Consider the following 16,125-nt stretch of genomic DNA (forward strand, 5'->3'; position numbering starts at 1 on the left):
GAAATGCCCTTTGGGTGGCGTACCAGTCCACCGCCGCGATCAAGGGCGTTTTTGCTAGTCACCAACCACTAACCACTAGCCACTGTTTTACCTACCCCGGCGGCCAATGCAGCGGTCTTCCCCCCAGCAGGTGCACGTGCATATGAAAGACCGATTGTCCCGCTCCCGGACCGACGTTGAGCACGGTTCGATATCCATTCTCAATCGAACGTTGCCGGGCAATCTCTGCCGCTGCGAGGTGACAATAGCCAACCAGTTCTGCATCTTCAGCACTAGCTTCTTTCAGTCCGGCGATGTGCTTCTTCGGAATGACCAGCACGTGGGTGGGAGCTTGTGGGTTGATATCGTCGAATGCGAGCGTGTGTTTGTCTTCATAGACTTTTTTGGAAGGAACTTCGCCGCGCACGATGCGGCAAAACAAACAATCAGCCATAGCACGTCCATCCTTGGAAGATGTTGGGGCCCTTTCAACGTGGCCTGGGGGAAGGTACAAACGCGTCCTTTGGTGCCTGTCCTGCTAGTCTAACCGAACCAGAAACACCGCGCCCTCGGAAGTTTCCGTTTCGCGTGCCAGTGTTTGTGCGCGTTCGCGATCATCGTCTAATACGCGCACTCGCACCCACCATCCACCCGCCGGACTCGCAAAGTGCAGCACTTTCGCTGTCCGATACCGACGCTGTAGATGCTCCATCAAGTCTGTCGCGTTCTTCTCTTCGCCGATGGAACCGATCTGGACCGCCCAGCGCCCGCCCGTATCCAGCGGAGCCGGAACCTGCAACACTTCCAGTCGGACTCGTGCCACGCCCGGCTGATAGACATCGAGCGCCTTCGCCGCAGCCAGCGACAGATCGAGAATGCGTCCTTCGACAAATGGTCCGCGATCCGTAATGCGCACCACCGCTGCGTGTCCCGTCTTTACGTTGGTCACGCGCACAATCGATCCCAGCGGCAGCGTCAGATGCGCCGCAGTCATCGCATGCATGTTGTAGACTTCGCCGTTTGACCCGCGCCGGTTGTGGTACGGCGCGCCATACCAGCTCGCCATCCCGGTCTCTTCAAAGACGGGCTTAGTTCCCGCCGGAACCGCGAGGCGCTCGTCCTGATCATCGCTATCTTGATTTCTATCGTTATCGGCGACGGTCGGCGAATCACTTGGGGGATTTCCGGTTGTCGATGCCGGCGCTGGCAGAGTGGGCGGCGAAGGCACGCGAACTTGCGTCTTCTTGTGTCCCCCGCAACCGCTGAGCAGAACCGTAACCACCAGCAGAAAAAGGGTAGAAGTCGCGACGCCCCAACGTTGATTGGGAATAAACCTCAGAGGTGCTTCGATTGCGTTTCCAGATAGTCCGCGAACTCGGCCAGTTTCACGGCTGCCGTCCGCAGCGCCTTCGAGGAATGCGTGCGCACTGCCGGCACCACTTCGTCGTTGAGATAGACAACCAGATTGGCAGTCTCTTTCTCCAGGGTCTCGGCGATATTCGTTACCGAGCGATTGAAGCGTGCGGAAGCGTCTTCCACCTTGCGGTCGAATTCGGTCATACGTGTCCTGCCGGAATATGTCAGTCGTCACGCGGTTGTCGCGGTCACCAGGCACTTTCATTATCGTGTCCCACTCCCGCCGGGTCAATGCCCGCGAATCCCATCCGCCACCATTGAGGTCAAAGGTGAGAGGTCAGATTGCAGAGGTTAGAATTCCCGGAGCCATGCGGTCCCGCCTTGTGAGGCTTTTACCTACGCAATTCGACCTCTCACCTCTAACCTTAAGTTACAATCTCCGCATGCGCCTGAGGCTCGCAGCGGTTCCGCTCCTTCTTTCTTTGATGCTCGGACTGGCCTGCACTATCGCTAAAGAACGTCCCGCTCGCACATTCTCAGAAGCCACCGGCGGCGAAGCTCTGGAACGTATTTTCTGGAAGCAGATTCAAGCCCACAATGGAACCGAGATTGAACGCATTCTTGCGTCCAACTACGTAGGAGTCGCCCCGGGAGCATCCCTCGATCGCGCCGCTGCCCTTGAGCAGTACCGCCAATGGAATCTGACTGACTACTCCATCGGTGACATGAAGACCGAAATGAATGGCCCGACTTTCATCGTGACCTACAGCATCACCCTGAACGGAACTGCCGCCGGCCAGCCGATCCCGTCCCCGCAACACATGATGACCGTGTGGCATCAACACAAGTCCGGATGGATGGTCATCGCGCACAGTGCCAGCCAACCGTAGATGTCAGCGTCACCAACAACTGCATCCGTAAAGACGCAGCGTGCCGCGCCTCCCGCACTTGGCAAGAACCTCCCCAGCTTCCGTCGCGCTCTTCTCCGTTGGTATGACGCCAATCATCGCGATCTTCCGTGGCGCAGGACCCGGGATCCCTACCGCATCTGGATCTCCGAGATCATGCTGCAACAGACACGCGTGGCCGCGGTCCTCGAACACTACCGTCTTTTTCTGGAGCGCTTTCCCGACATAAGAGCGCTGGCCGCCGCTCCCGAAAGCGCCGTCCTCGCCGCCTGGAGCGGCCTCGGCTACTACCGTCGCGCTCGCATGATGCGCCAGTGCGCGCAGAAACTCGTGGAAGAAAATGGCGGCTGTTTTCCTGCAACGTCGCTCGCCCTCCAGTCTCTTCCCGGTATTGGACGCTACACTGCCGCCGCCATTGCCAGCATTGCCTTCGGCGAACCGATAGCGGTGGTGGATGGCAACGTCGAACGCGTCCTCGAACGCATCGCCGGCCGCCAACGAACGAAAAAAGAATTCTGGCAGCAGGCACAGGCCTTGCTCGAAGAATCACGCCCCGCAGATTTCAACCAGTCCATGATGGAACTGGGTGCACTGGTATGCACATCCCGTCAACCGAAATGTAATGTCTGTCCGATCCGCAAGTGGTGTGCGACACGAGGCGAAGTCCCACGCACCCAACTGCAGTCAGGCCAGTCCAAGAAAGAAATCTGGTACACGCTGGAGGAACGCGGCCAACGCCTTCGTCTGATCCAGCGCCCCGCGAACGTGTCCCTCATGGCCGGCATGTGGGAGTTACCTGAGGCACTTCCGACGGTCGCTTCCCGATCCAAGTCCGGCGCAGGCACCAAGGTCGATGCAACTAACGGCGACGCTCTCAACTCCACAACCCGATCCGCCAAGCCAGCCGCGAAGCGGCGCAAGCCTACAGCCCACGGCGCAAGCCGTGGGTCACCGGCGGGTCATGACAAAGCCCCAAACGGGCGAAAGAGACTCTCCGCCGCCCCCTGGAGAACCTTTCGCCATTCCATCACCACCACCAACTACACCGTCCACGTAGTCCGCGGACGCGCCACCCATGGCAAGTGGGTCGCAATCGCAAAAATTTCCGATCTCCCCATCACCGGCCTGACGCGTAAAATCCTAAAAGCAGCCGGGATCATCTAAAGGAACGGGGATTAACAAGAGTTCCTGATACCTGACACCTAAGACCTGGCACCTGCTCCTATGACTTTTCTCGATCGCATTTTCGGAGGTTCCAAAAGCATGGCCGCATTGTCCGCCGGAACGAAAGCGCCGGATATCACCCTGAGCGCTGTTGATGGCGCAACCTTTTCTTTGCAGGACGCACTGAAGAAGGGTCCGGTGGTGGCCGTGTTCTTCAAGATCTCGTGTCCGGTATGCCAGTACGCGTTTCCATTTTTTGAACGACTCCACCAGGCCCACGGCGATAAGAACATCGCCATCGTCGGCATTTCGCAGGACGACAAGCGCAACACCGGCAGTTTCCTGAAGCAGTACGGCATCACCTTCCCGACTCTACTCGACGATCCCAAGGGCTATGCCGTCTCGAATGCTTATGGCCTGACCAACGTCCCCACCTGGTTCCTCATCGGACAGGACGGCGAAATTGAAATCTCCAGCGTTGGATGGGTGAAGAAAGACGTCGAAGACCTGAACCGCAAACTATCAGACCTGCAGAAGACCCCGCCACCAGCGCTCTTCAAGCCCGGAGAAGAAGTCCGCGACTTCCGCGCTGGTTGAGGCTCTAAAAACTAATCCCGCGGTCGCGGGACCACCTAACAAGGAAAAGAAACAATCGGTAGAGACGCGGCTTGCCGCGTTTCCCTTTCGCTCGCGATTCGCGTTCAGGCGTCAATGCTCGACGAGTCCACAACGAACCTGGGCTTGCTTTTGGGTGGCGCAGCGGTTCACCGCTGCGATCCATGCCATGATCTGGCGATCACACGAGCTAAGACCTCGCCCGGTTCGCTCGTGCCAGTTGTTGGTGATATGGCGATTTTTCGCCAACTACGAGGCAAGGTTCCTAGTTGTCGAGTTGCCAAGAAATGGTCCACAATCGTCGGGAATCGGTGACGTTGTTCCCGAAATCTGGGTTGCCATGAGTTATGACGTAATCGTTGTTGGGGGCAGTTTTGCGGGCTTGTCTGCCGCTCTTCAATTGGCGCGCGCGCGCAGGCGCGTGCTGGTCTTAGATTCCGGAAAGCCGCGCAACCGTTTCGCACGATTCGCTCACGGCTTTTTCGGCCACGATGGACAGCCGCCTTCAGCCATGCTCGCGAACGCACGGTCGCAACTGCTCTCCTACGGTACCGTTTCATTCGCCGGAGATCTGGCAACCGATGCAGCCAGCATCGGTAAGGAATATACCGTCACAGCGGCCGATGGCACGGTGCACACTGCCTCTCGCTTGATTCTGGCCACCGGCGTGAGTGACGATCTCTCAACTATTCCAGGGTTGCAGGAGCGCTGGGGCATTAGCATGCTCCACTGTTTCTACTGTCATGGGTACGAAGTGGCGGGACGACGCCTTGGCGTTCTAGCGGCTAATGATCGGTCTTTACAGACGGCAATGCTTCTCCCGGACTGGAGCGAGCACGTCACACTCTTTACCAACGGCGTGCTTACATTGAGCCCTGAGCAACTAGCTAGGCTACGCACACGCAGAGTTTCAGTTGAAGACGTACCAGTGGTTGGCCTGCTCGGAGACGCACCGGCTCTCTCGGGGCTCCGCCTGGACGACGGGCGCATCACTCCCGTCGATGCAGTCTTTATCAGCCCTTGCACCCGTATGGCCAGCCCGCTCGCTGAACAGCTTGGTTGCGAATTTGAAGAAGGCCCGTCTGGGCCGTTTATCCGCACGGGTGCGGATAAGCAGACCACCGTACGCGGTGTTTACGCTGCGGGCGATGCAGCCCGTCCGGGGCACAACGCCTCGTGGGCCGCTGCTGATGGAGTTATGGCGGGAATTTCCGCTCACCAATCCCTTACTCTGGCTCAGCCCGCGTGTTAGCAGCCATCGCCAGATCCTGGGGTGCGGTCAATGAGTGTAATCGCGATGTTACGTCAACCACCGTCGCAGAAGGCTGTTAGTCTCGGGGTGTAATCAGATTTCAAACCCCATTTTGGAGAAGCCATCCCGTGCATACGAAGATGCTCATGCGCCTAAGCTCGTTGTTTCTTGGGATTCTGGGGCTTGCAGCTTCTTTTATGCCGCAGGAAATTCTGGCCCATTATGGGGCGCGTTCGAGTGGACTAGGTGTCGACTAGGTGTCTTGCTGTTGCAAGTTGTGGGTGCGCTGTATCTGGGGTTCGCCGTTCTGAACTGGATGGCCCGTGACATCCTCATCGGCGGTATTTATGCGCGTCCGGTAGCACTCGGCAACTTCCTCCACTTCGGTATCGTGGGGCTCACTGTGTGGAAGGCAATCGCCAGTGGGGCGTCCAGGGGCAGCGACATCGTCGCGGGGGCAATCGTTTATTCGGTCTTTGCGGTGTGGTTTGGTTTGATCGTGTTTACTCATCCAACGAAGCAATGAGGAGGCAGCACGGTTTCACCGCTTTCTCGCCGCTGACGTTAACAGGCGTTAGCACCAACTACCCCCTTTGGCCTCTCGCTCGGCGCCATTTGCGTCTCGGCAGTGCAAGGTCTTGATTTCCTCCGCCGTACTACCACCGTAACTCGCTCCCGCACTCCAATCCTTTACAATCGGTCCACATCCGATTTCGATAAATTCAGGGGTTTCTGCATGATTGTTCGCCGCATGGTTGTGCTCGCCGCTGCCCTGTCCATGGCTGCCATGAGCACTGCTCAGCCTACGCCGTCTCGTCCTCCGTCGATTCCTCATCGCCTGGCCAGTCCGGCGGTCGCCGCCATTCAGGCCATCAAGCCGGAGAATATTGAGACGCACGTCCGCTTCCTGTCGCACGATCTTCTCGAAGGCCGCGGCACTGGACAACGGGGAGGCGACCTCGCCGCCGAATATATCGCCACGCAATTTGCTCTCTACGGATTGAAGCCCGCCGGCGATAAGGGCAGTTACATGCAGAAGGTGCCAATGGTCGGCATCACGCCCGGCGCTGACACGCGTTTCTCGCTTGTCCCGGCGAGCGGCCAGCCTCGGGAACTCAAGCCCCTCGACGAATACGTCGCCTACGATCAGACGCAGCAGCCCTCATCCGATATCGACGCCGAAATTGTTTTTGTCGGCTACGGCATCGAGGCGCCCGAATACAACTGGGACGACTACAAAGGCGTTGACGTTAAAGGCAAAGTCCTGCTCATGCTGGTCAACCAGCCGGACGATGATCCCAAGATTTTTCACGGCAAAGCCCTGACCTACTACGGGCGCTGGACTTACAAGTACGAACAAGCCGCTCGCAAAGGCGCAATCGGAGCCATCCTCGTCCACAAGACGGAAATGGCAAGCTATCCGTGGGAGGTTGTCCGCAATTCGAACTCCGGCGAGAAGTCGTATCTCAAACTCGATGGCACGCCGAAACTGCAGGCGGCGTCGTGGATTCATCTCGACATCGCCCGAAGCCTCGCGAAATCCGCGGGACTCGATCTCGACAAGATGATGGCCGACGCCCGTTCGCGCGACTTCAAACCGGTCCCGCTGAATGTTCACTTGAGCGCGCATATGGCGAGCAAGGTTCGTCCGTTCGAATCGAACAACGTGGTTGCGATCCTTCCCGGATCTGACGCTCAACTCAAAGACGAAGCGGTGATGTTCACGGCACACTACGACCATTTTGGCATTCGTCCCGAAATGTCAGGCGACAACATCTTCAACGGCGCGATGGACAACGCCACCGGCTGCGGCATCGTGTTGGAACTCGCCCGCACCTACGCGCAATTTGGACAGAAGCCGCGCCGCTCAATTCTGTTTTCCGCTGTCACCGCAGAAGAACAAGGACTGCTGGGCTCCGAATATCTCGGCAAGCATCCTCCGATTCCCGCGAGCAAGATTCAACTCGATCTCAATTTCGATGACGTGAAGCCGCTTGGTTCTCCAGAAGAAGTGCAAGTCGCCGGCGCCGAGCGCACCAGTTTCTATCCTGTCGTGCAATCGCTGGCCACCGAGTTCCGCTTCACGATCCGCCCGGACGCCCGTCCTGAAGCCGGACACTTCTATCGCTCCGACCATTTCAGCCTCGCGCGCGTCGGCATCCCCGCCTTCTCGATCAACGAAGGAATGAAATTCAAGCATCACGACGAAGCCTGGGGTCTGGCGCAGAACGACGACTACACCGCGCACCGTTATCACCAGCCCAGCGACGAGTACCATCCCGGCATGGACTACACCTCCGACGCCGCCATGGCTCGCTTCGGTTTCGCCTTGGGATGGGAAGCGGCCAACCAGTCCGCCCAGGTCACCTGGAAAAAGGGCGACGAATTTGAAAAAGCCCGCCTGTCCAGCCAGTAGAACTGGACCGTAGGGGCCGGCACGTAAGTGTCGGGAACGCCACATCATACGAGCGAGTCCTGCAAGGGACGTCACGCTTCCCAGACGCCCGGAAGTCCGCCAAACTAGGGTAACTTTTGAACGCCCCTCACCCCATGCTAACCTTGCCCTTAGTGTTGCAGATTCAGTGAGTTGCAAGCTGGCTGCCCGCGTGGGCCTCCACGCATCCAGCTTGCATCGCGCCTCTGCTTTGCAACCAACGGCCGATGCCCAAGCTCCCTATCTTCCGCTTTGGATCTTCCGCACCGGCGCCTCGCCCCGATCTCCAGTTTCAATCGCTCGTTCTGATTCTTAACGACCTCCAATTGGGGGTCGACAATCTTCGTTACGACGTCCACCTGAGTCAGCGAGTGACGGAAGAATTGGGTGCGCATCTGGCCCGCTACATCCGGCTATTTGGCGGAGTCGAAGCGCTCTTCGAAATGGAAACGCCCACGGCTTCGCGCGCTTCATTTCAACGCGACCCCGTCGAAGGCCCGTCGAAGGCCCGCAAGGCGGGCGCCAGTGATCTCAAGGCGTTGCTGGTTTCGATTCACCAGGCCATCCTGAATCGCGCCAAGGTTGCGGGTAATCCTTCGGTGGATGTCCTTGGACGCCTCGCCGTCCTCAAATTCATCCGTACAGAAATGCAGGCGCAATTCGCACGTATCCTCGAGCAATGCCGGATGAAATCGAAGTCTCTGGAAGGCCTGCGCCAGGCCAAGATGATGGAGACCCAGGAACTGGTCGCCAGTTTCCAGGTGCGCAAAAAAATCATCCAGCGCAAAGCCGGACAGGAAATCTTTCGCCTGTTGCGGGAAATTGAAAAAGAAACTCTCGCACGCACCCGCCGTTCGCTCTTCGGAGAAACTGCCAACGATTGCTATCGCCTATTTCTGAATCCACTGATCCTCACCGAGGATGGCCGCGACGATTATCTTTGCGCCGAGCACTATTACATGTTCGGAAACTTCGACAAGGATCCGGATACGTTCTATACACTTCGTCAGCTCGCGCTGAATTTTCTTCGCGACCTTGGGTACGAACTACCGTCTGATGACACGCTGCTGGAGCAGGCGCTGAACGTGCCTGAAAATGCCGCCACGCTGGTGGGTACAGGCGATTCAACCGACGCCGCCAGCAACGACAGCGGCGCGAAAGACCGCCTCGATCTGTGGACGCGCGTACTGCAGAAGGAAAATGTTCTTCACTACGTCATCGCATCCTACGAAGCGGTCGCCCTGCTGGGCGAATACACGCCGAGAGTGAATCCGCAGCAACTGAAGAACGCGCTGATCTCGCGCGAAGAATGTGCCCGCGTCGAAAAAATCATTGCCGAAGGAAAACTTCCCTCCGACCGCTTGCACGCCGCGATCGGACGCGTTGCATCGGCACGCGGTCCGGAACGCTCACGCATCAGCGCCCGGCTTCTGCGCGACTTGTTCTGCTATCACCGCGACCGGCGCGGACTCGAAGCCATCACCAGCGGCCTCGACAGCATCAACCTGATCTCGGACGAAAAAGTCCGCGAACTTTCCAGCCTGAACGGCATGCTCTATGAGTTCCTGCCCCCTGAGGACCAGCGCGTCTCGGAAGATCGAGTCCATCATCACGTCATCCTGAAGGCCGACGTGCGCGACTCCTCGATCTTGACGCGCTCCCTGATGGAAAAGGGCATGAACGCGGCGTCCTACTTCAGTCTGAATTTCTACGAGCCGGTCAACAAATTGCTGACCAAGTACAACGCCGGCAAAGTTTTTCTCGAAGGGGACGCCATCATCGTCTCGTTACTGGAACGCGAAGGCGAAGCTATGTTGGCGGTGAGCCGAGCCTGCGTACTGGCATGGGAAATTCTGAGCCTTGTGCGCGGTTACAACGAATTGCTGGAGCGATCCGGACTGCCGCAGATGGAACTTGGCCTCGGCATCGCCTATCAGGATTCCGCGCCTCTCTATCTGATGGACGGCGATCATCGCATCATGATCTCCGACGCGATCAACGAGAGCGACCGCCTTTCCTCCTGCAACAAGCGGGTCCGCAAAAAGCTCGCGCCCGATGCGGGCCTGTTCCGTGTTTACCGTTTGCAGATCAGCGCCAACGCAGATTCTGACGGCGGTTCCAGTTCCGACGACATCACCATGAACTACAACGTGGGAGGAATTTGCCTGAGTGAGCCGGCATTTGAAAAGCTGCGACAGGAAATTTCTCTCGCACCCTGGAAAGTTAATCTTAAAAGCACCACCTCAGAAAAGAAGTGGCTCGACGATCAGGGAGAACTCCTGGTCGGCACCGTGCCTCTCGCCAACGGAGCGTTTCGCAAGATTGCGATTCGAAAGAGCCGCGTCGCGCAGGTGGATGTTCGCGATTTTTCTCTTCTGCACTGGACGGACCGTCGCTACTACGAAGTCTGCGCCGATCCTGCTCTCTATGCAGCACTGCCGGGAGAGAAAACGGCTGCAGAAGGCCAGAAGTAACCCGCCCGCGGAAGTGCGGCGTCTCCGCCGCTAGAACCCTGAAACATCACACTTCATTTGTCAGCAATCTTTAACAATCAGTTGACAATGCCTGCACATCCCAACTGCCCCTGCACTACTCCAATGACGTAGCTGTACGAAATTGAATCTCAGCTCATTCATCCGAGTTGCACGACAGCGATTTCCTACACAACCTAAATTTAAGGAGTAATGCAATGAAGAGAAACTTGCTTGCAGCAAGCATCGCCTTGACAGTCACTATCGGTTCGATTGGGCTGGTCCCACTCGCGGCAGCAAACGATAGCACCAGCTTCAACATGGTCAAATCCGCCGGTGCCGCACCCTGCCTTAGCACCGCAGCTCGTGGACGGGTCACGATCAGCAGTCTGGGATCAGTGCAGAATATGCACGTTGAAGTGTTCGCCCTCCCCGCAAATACGGATTTCACCTTGTTCGTCATCGACACTCCGAAAGCGCCATTCGTTCCTGCGTGGTACCAAGGCGACCTGACGACCAACGCCAAGGGCAACGGTGTCGTAGACGTGACTGGAATCTTCAATAGCGAAACGTTCATCCTGAACCCCGGCGCCCCCGCGGTGCCAGTCGCACTGAATCATCTCGGGATCTGGTTTGCCGATCCGGTACAGGCGGGCGCTGTCGGATGTCCGAACAGTACTACGCCGTTCGATGGAGACCACGTTGCGGGTATCCAGGTTTTGAACACCAGCAACTTTGCAGACGACAGGGGACCACTGCGCCGGGCCCAATAAGCCGGTGGCCAGAGTTTTGCGGCTTCGAGGCTTAAGAGGTCGCAAACGCAGTCCTTTCGAAGAGCGGAGTTTCCGAACGGGGAACTCCGCACAACCTTCAGTTTCTCAACACAGTTCGAGGAGGCGTGACGCTTGAGCCCGAAGATTTCGTTTCTCTGCGCTATCGTTTGTTTAACGGGAGCATTCCTAGGTTGTGGCGGCGCATACAAGTCCGCGTCCGTGCAGTCCGGCCCTGGCTTTCAGCAGGCCAACCTGGTCTCCGACGTTGCCGGCAAAGCGGCCCATACTGACCCGTCGCTGATCAATCCTTGGGGAATTGCTTTCATGCTCGGGCAGTCATTTTTCATCGCTGATAACAAATCCGGCGCGGCCAGGGTCTACGACGCTTCAGGAACGAAGGAGATCCCGTTGGGTTTCGTCATCCCACCTCCGGCGGGAGGGGCGGTTCCTTCTGCGCCCACCGGCGTGGTCTTCAATCCGATTGCGGAGGACTTTGTCTTCCGCGATAACCCCGCGCAATTTGTATTTGCCACCGAGGACGGCACGATTTCGACCTGGTCCACAAACAATGGCGGTTTTCCGACCAGCGCATCCCTGGCAGTGGACGAATCCGCCAGCGGCGCAGTCTATAAGGGACTCGCCATTTTGACTCCCGACTGCTGCCGCGAATTTCTGGCGCTCACGGACTTTCACAATGGAATCGTGGCCACTTTTGGCGTTGTCTTCGAGAGGATCGCAACACTGGGAACATTCACGGATCCGGATCTCCCTCAGGGTTACGCACCATTCAACATCCAACAAATCGGGACCGAAGTGTTCGTGACCTACGCAGTGCAGGATGACGCCAAGCACGACCCGATCGTTGGTCCCGGCAATGGCATCGTCGATGTTTTCGACCAGGAGGGCGTTTTTCTGCGCCGGTTTGCGTCGAATGGTCCATTGAACGCGCCCTGGGGTGTGGTCCAGGCCAGTTCCAGCTTCGGTCCTTTCAGCAATGACATTTTGATCGGCAACTTCGGCGACGGGACGATCAATGCCTTCGACCCAGCCACCGGGAGTTTTCTCGGCCAGCTGGCAGATGGATCGGGCAAAGTAATTGTCAATCCTGGATTGTGGGCATTGGTGTTCCGCAACGACGGCGGCGGCGATCGCAACACTCTCTACTTCACCGCCGGTGCAGCCAACGAGAAACATGCGCTGTTCGGCGCAATCTCTTTCCACAATTAGCTAGAGCCGCTACCGGAAGGGGATCGCGCAAGGCCTGAGCACCGAACTCGTCCCCCTCGCGCACGCCGGGCTTATCCCCGGCTAACACAATTCATCCTTAGGCCTTGGCATGCATCTCATGGAAAGCGGGCTTCTGAAACGGGCGGCCCGCCGGGCGTTATAATCCGCTTAAGGCAGTTTGTGTTTTTTGGGGGTTCCTTCCATGAGCAGTGCCCAGACTCTCGGCGAGTTGCGCGAAAGTCCTTTCTCCGAACAGCGCCTCGCGTCCCGTAGAGTCAAGGACGAACTGCGCGAGAACCTGATGACGCGGTTACGCGAAGGCGGCCCGATTTTTCCCGGCATCGTTGGATACGACGATACGGTGGTGCCGCAGATCGTGAATGCTGTCCTGTCGCGGCACAATTTCATCCTGCTCGGTTTGCGCGGACAAGCGAAAAGCCGCATCCTGCGGGCTCTGGCTACGCTCCTCGATCCCGAGATGCCGTACGTTGCGGGCTGCGAAATTCATGACAATCCCTATGCGCCGATCTGCCGGCGTTGCCGCGAACTGGTTGCACGCGAAGAAGAAGCGACTCCTATCGCCTGGCTCACGAGCGAGCAGCGCTACGTGGAAAAACTGGCTACGCCCGACGTGACGATTGCCGACTTAATCGGCGACATCGATCCCATCAAGGCGGCGCGGGGCGGACACGAATTTTCCAGCGAATTTACCGTGCACTATGGACTGCTGCCGCGCGCCAATCGCGGCATCTTCGCGATCAACGAATTACCCGACCTGGCAGGCAAGATTCAAGTCGGCCTGTTCAACATCATGCAGGAAGGTGACGTACAGATTAAGGGCTACCCCATTCGCCTGCCGCTCGACGTTGCCATCGTCTTCAGTGCGAATCCCGAGGACTACACGGCGCGCGGCAAGATCATTACGCCGCTCAAGGACCGCATCGGATCTGAGATTCGGACGCATTATCCAGCGACAGTCGAAGAAGGTATCGCGATTACTGCGCAGGAAGCGTGGGTACAGCGGGACGGTGTGAAGCTGCACATCCCGAAATATGTGCAGGAAGTGATTGAGCGGATCGCGTTCCTCGCTCGCGACGACAAGAAAATCGACAAGCGCTCGGGCGTCAGCCAGCGCCTGCCGATCTCGGCGATGGAGAATGTAATTTCGAATGCGGAACGGCGCGCGCTGACTCACCAGGAGACAGTGATCGTCCCGAGAATCAGCGACATTTACGCGGCGCTTCCCGCGATCACTGGCAAGCTGGAACTGGAATACGAAGGCGAAATGAAGGGCGCGGATTTCGTCAGCAGGGAACTGATCCGCGGCGCGATTGCGAAAGCTTTTGATGGCTATTTCAAGAACAACGAGATGAATCAGATCGTGCAATGGTTCGATCTCGGCGGTGAGATACAACTTACCGACTCGGCCGGCGCCAGCGAAGCACTGACGTCGTTACGCGGGATCCAGGGGCTGATGGACAAGATCATCAAGGTGAACGTAGGCCCGAAGGACACGGCGGAGAAACAGGTGTCGGCAGCGGAGTTCATCCTGGAAGGCCTGCACGCCCACAAGCGCATTGGCCGGAACGAAGAGCGAGTCTTCGGCGCGGGAGAAAAGCAGCCGCATCCGAAGAAGAACGAAAAACCGATTCAGGACGAAGACGATCTGCCGTTTCGTCCGAGAAAACAGTTTAACTAGAACCGTCGTTCGGCGTTCGTCCTTCGCAAAAAGTGATTGGCGAACGACCAACGACAAGCGACCAACGACGTCCCTATGCGCCGCATTCGATATTCCAAATACGTTCCCGATCCAGCCGGAGATATCAGCCTGGAGGAATTGCTGGGCGCGCTTTCGGACTACCTGCTGCGCAGCGGATACCAGGAAAACATGTGGTACGAGATGCCCGAGGGGGAGCAATCCATGGACGCCCTGCGGCGCGCCATCGAGCAGGCGCTACTCAACGGCGACCTGTTTGATGAAGAAATGCGCGACCGTCTCGACCAGATGCAGATGGAAGGAGACCTCGGCGAACTGATCGAACAGCTCATCCAGCGCATGCAGGAGGAAGATTACATTTCGATCGACCAGCCACACGATCCGGCGAAGAATTCGAGCGTCGGCGGGCAGGTTGGAGAATCACAGCAGCAGGCAAAATTCGAGATCACCGACAAGAGCCTCGATTTCCTCGGATTCAAGGCATTGCGCGATCTCATGGGATCGCTGGGAAAGTCCAGCTTCGGCCGCCACGACACGCGTGACATGGCAACCGGAATCGAGACCAGCGGATCGTCCAAGACCTATGAGTTCGGAGACACGCTCAATCTCGACATCACGGCCACGCTCTCGAACGCGATCCAGCGCGAAGGGTTGGAATTGCCGCTGAACATCGAGTATCGCGACTTGCAGGTGCATCAGTGCGAATACCAGTCTTCGTGTGCGACGGTGCTGATGCTCGATTGTTCGCACTCCATGATCCTGTATGGCGAAGATCGCTTCACGCCCGCAAAGAAAGTTGCGATGGCGCTTTCGCATCTGATTCGAACGCAGTATCCGGGGGACTCGCTGTCGCTCGTGCTCTTTCATGATTCCGCGGAAGAAGTTCCGCTTTCGCAACTGGCGCGCGTGAAGGTTGGTCCTTATTACACCAACACCCGCGAGGGCCTGCGGATGGCGCAACGCATTCTCGACCGGCAACGCAAGGACATGAAGCAGATCGTCATGATCACGGACGGTAAGCCGTCCGCGCTCACGCTCGAAGATGGGCGCATCTACAAGAACGCCTTCGGCCTCGACCCGCTGGTCGTCAGCCAAACGCTGGAAGAAGTCTCCAAATGCAAACGCGCCGGTGTGCTGATCAACACCTTCATGCTAGCGTCCGATTACGGGCTGGTGCAGTTCGTGCAGAAGGTGACGGAGATGTGCCGCGGCAAAGCATACTTCACCACGCCGTATACGCTGGGGCAGTATCTGCTGATGGACTACATGTCGCGCAAGACTAAGACAATTCACTAGCCAGAGATTTTTCCTTCGAGTGCGCTTCTTAGAACTGTCATTCTGAGCCGTCCGGAGGCGGAGCCGAGGACGAGCGAAGGATCCGCTTTCCTCGCGTTCGCCGAGGCAGCAGGTCCTCCACTTCGCGAAGGATGACAGTTTCAGTACGGGGCAAAGGCATGGCAGGCGCCGATTTAATGCGTAGATATCGAGAGACGCCTGGCAATTCGAACTCTCTTGATTCATCACAAATTCACAGTGACCCCGCGCACATCCCTGCAATGGGAAATGCGGTAGGCTGATTCCACTCCCAGGGCCGCTACCGGTCCATTCCTTCCAGAAATGATGTGGTATGTCTGCATTCAGAAGAATTTCTCTGCTGGCATTCGTTTGCCTGGCGAGTTTTTGCGCTGGGCAGGTCTTCGATCCGGCCGATGTGACGCGCGTGCTCGGTCCACACTGGCGGCACATGTCTCGCGCCTCGGGGACGGTCTTTACCGGGACTGTGATCAGTGTTGCCGCCGAACCAACCGGTAAGCAGAATCCGCTGCCCATTGCCGTCATCAGGTTTCGGGTGAATGAGGCGATTGTCGGTGTCCAGCCGGGTCAGACTATCGCGATCAGGGAGTGGGCCGGAGCGTGGTCGATGCATCGCGCGATGAGTCCGGGAGAGCGGTTGCTCATCTTCCTCTACCCGCCGAGTCGCATGGGATTGACGAGCCCGGTGGGCGGGAGACAGGGACAGGTAGTGCTCAACGCACGCGGCGACCTGATCATGTCGTCACTCCCAGAATTCGAGGCCAGCGAAAAGGAGAATCCGCCAATCGCCGTACTGAAGCGCTGCTCCGCAAGGAATCAGGAGCGTGCGGACTGTGCACCCATCAGCCACTTTCACCGAATCACCTTGCAGCAACTGGCACGGGCGATCCGCAACGCTCACGGAAAATAAGGAGC

Annotated in this window: 15 protein-coding genes; 12 read left to right on the forward strand and 3 right to left on the reverse strand. The window is 57.8% G+C overall.

Annotated features, from left to right (window positions below; genetic code table 11):
• Positions 1–91 precede the first annotated feature (91 nt).
• The 3 genes from HY010_03815 to HY010_03825 all read right to left on the reverse strand — a co-directional run bounded on the left by HY010_03815 (position 92) and on the right by HY010_03825 (position 1,539).
• Positions 92–433 carry a histidine triad nucleotide-binding protein gene (locus tag HY010_03815; protein ID MBI3474832.1) on the reverse strand — a complete coding sequence of 114 codons (342 nt, stop codon included), beginning with the start codon at positions 431–433 and terminating at the stop codon, positions 92–94.
• 84 nt (positions 434–517) lie between these two features.
• Complete coding sequence (locus HY010_03820) at positions 518–1,045, reverse strand: septal ring lytic transglycosylase RlpA family protein (GenBank protein ID MBI3474833.1); 528 nt, start codon at positions 1,043–1,045, stop codon at positions 518–520.
• Positions 1,046–1,314: 269 nt separating this feature from the next.
• Positions 1,315–1,539 carry a hypothetical protein gene (locus HY010_03825; protein ID MBI3474834.1) on the reverse strand — a complete coding sequence of 75 codons (225 nt, stop codon included), beginning with the start codon at positions 1,537–1,539 and terminating at the stop codon, positions 1,315–1,317.
• A 239-nt stretch (positions 1,540–1,778) separates the two neighbouring features.
• Here HY010_03825 and HY010_03830 point away from each other — a divergent pair, with 239 nt between their 5' ends.
• The 12 genes from HY010_03830 (at position 1,779) to HY010_03885 (ending at position 16,120) form a co-directional block, all read left to right on the forward strand.
• On the forward strand, positions 1,779–2,225 hold the full coding sequence (locus HY010_03830; GenBank protein ID MBI3474835.1) for a nuclear transport factor 2 family protein: 447 nt from the start codon (positions 1,779–1,781) through the stop codon (positions 2,223–2,225).
• Positions 2,226–3,407 carry an A/G-specific adenine glycosylase gene (locus HY010_03835; protein MBI3474836.1) on the forward strand — a complete coding sequence of 394 codons (1,182 nt, stop codon included), beginning with the start codon at positions 2,226–2,228 and terminating at the stop codon, positions 3,405–3,407.
• Positions 3,408–3,506: 99 nt separating this feature from the next.
• Entirely contained in the window at positions 3,507–4,004 is a 498-nt protein-coding gene (locus HY010_03840; GenBank protein ID MBI3474837.1) for a TlpA family protein disulfide reductase, read from the forward strand.
• A gap of 358 nt (positions 4,005–4,362) precedes the next feature.
• A complete protein-coding gene (locus HY010_03845; GenBank protein ID MBI3474838.1) occupies positions 4,363–5,274 on the forward strand; it encodes an NAD(P)/FAD-dependent oxidoreductase in 912 nt (303 codons plus the stop codon).
• Positions 5,275–5,536: 262 nt separating this feature from the next.
• Positions 5,537–5,800 (forward strand): hypothetical protein, encoded by a 264-nt coding sequence (locus HY010_03850; protein MBI3474839.1) that lies wholly within the window; start codon positions 5,537–5,539, stop codon positions 5,798–5,800.
• A 210-nt stretch (positions 5,801–6,010) separates the two neighbouring features.
• Positions 6,011–7,690 (forward strand): M28 family peptidase, encoded by a 1,680-nt coding sequence (locus tag HY010_03855; protein ID MBI3474840.1) that lies wholly within the window; start codon positions 6,011–6,013, stop codon positions 7,688–7,690.
• Between the two features lie 245 nt (positions 7,691–7,935).
• Entirely contained in the window at positions 7,936–10,182 is a 2,247-nt protein-coding gene (locus tag HY010_03860) for a hypothetical protein (protein MBI3474841.1), read from the forward strand.
• Between the two features lie 215 nt (positions 10,183–10,397).
• Positions 10,398–10,952 carry a hypothetical protein gene (locus HY010_03865; protein ID MBI3474842.1) on the forward strand — a complete coding sequence of 185 codons (555 nt, stop codon included), beginning with the start codon at positions 10,398–10,400 and terminating at the stop codon, positions 10,950–10,952.
• Positions 10,953–11,084: 132 nt separating this feature from the next.
• The gene (locus HY010_03870) at positions 11,085–12,179 is read left to right on the forward strand and encodes a TIGR03118 family protein (GenBank protein ID MBI3474843.1); all 1,095 of its coding nucleotides are present in this window, start codon (positions 11,085–11,087) and stop codon (positions 12,177–12,179) included.
• A gap of 202 nt (positions 12,180–12,381) precedes the next feature.
• A complete protein-coding gene (locus tag HY010_03875; protein MBI3474844.1) occupies positions 12,382–13,878 on the forward strand; it encodes a magnesium chelatase in 1,497 nt (498 codons plus the stop codon).
• 75 nt (positions 13,879–13,953) lie between these two features.
• Positions 13,954–15,192, forward strand: coding sequence for a VWA domain-containing protein (locus HY010_03880; protein ID MBI3474845.1), 1,239 nt, complete (start codon positions 13,954–13,956; stop codon positions 15,190–15,192).
• Positions 15,193–15,523: 331 nt separating this feature from the next.
• Entirely contained in the window at positions 15,524–16,120 is a 597-nt protein-coding gene (locus HY010_03885) for a hypothetical protein (protein ID MBI3474846.1), read from the forward strand.
• Positions 16,121–16,125: the final 5 nt, after the last annotated feature.

It is taken from the genome of Acidobacteriota bacterium, from assembly GCA_016196065.1.
In the GTDB taxonomy this organism is placed as follows: Bacteria; Acidobacteriota; Terriglobia; order Terriglobales; family Acidobacteriaceae; genus Acidiflorens.

What these genes read in the sequence shown, in the direction of transcription:
- HY010_03815 (MBI3474832.1), bottom strand. Translation starts at nt 433, where the DNA reads ATGGCTGATTGTTTGTTTTGCCGCATCGTGCGCGGCGAAGTTCCTTCC.
- HY010_03820 (MBI3474833.1), bottom strand. Translation starts at nt 1,045, where the DNA reads ATGGCGAGCTGGTATGGCGCGCCGTACCACAACCGGCGCGGGTCAAAC.
- HY010_03825 (MBI3474834.1), bottom strand. Translation starts at nt 1,539, where the DNA reads ATGACCGAATTCGACCGCAAGGTGGAAGACGCTTCCGCACGCTTCAAT.
- HY010_03830 (MBI3474835.1), top strand. Translation starts at nt 1,779, where the DNA reads ATGCGCCTGAGGCTCGCAGCGGTTCCGCTCCTTCTTTCTTTGATGCTC.
- HY010_03835 (MBI3474836.1), top strand. Translation starts at nt 2,226, where the DNA reads ATGTCAGCGTCACCAACAACTGCATCCGTAAAGACGCAGCGTGCCGCG.
- HY010_03840 (MBI3474837.1), top strand. Translation starts at nt 3,507, where the DNA reads ATGGCCGCATTGTCCGCCGGAACGAAAGCGCCGGATATCACCCTGAGC.
- HY010_03845 (MBI3474838.1), top strand. Translation starts at nt 4,363, where the DNA reads ATGAGTTATGACGTAATCGTTGTTGGGGGCAGTTTTGCGGGCTTGTCT.
- HY010_03855 (MBI3474840.1), top strand. Translation starts at nt 6,011, where the DNA reads ATGATTGTTCGCCGCATGGTTGTGCTCGCCGCTGCCCTGTCCATGGCT.
- HY010_03860 (MBI3474841.1), top strand. Translation starts at nt 7,936, where the DNA reads ATGCCCAAGCTCCCTATCTTCCGCTTTGGATCTTCCGCACCGGCGCCT.
- HY010_03865 (MBI3474842.1), top strand. Translation starts at nt 10,398, where the DNA reads ATGAAGAGAAACTTGCTTGCAGCAAGCATCGCCTTGACAGTCACTATC.
- HY010_03875 (MBI3474844.1), top strand. Translation starts at nt 12,382, where the DNA reads ATGAGCAGTGCCCAGACTCTCGGCGAGTTGCGCGAAAGTCCTTTCTCC.
- HY010_03880 (MBI3474845.1), top strand. Translation starts at nt 13,954, where the DNA reads ATGCGCCGCATTCGATATTCCAAATACGTTCCCGATCCAGCCGGAGAT.
- HY010_03885 (MBI3474846.1), top strand. Translation starts at nt 15,524, where the DNA reads ATGTCTGCATTCAGAAGAATTTCTCTGCTGGCATTCGTTTGCCTGGCG.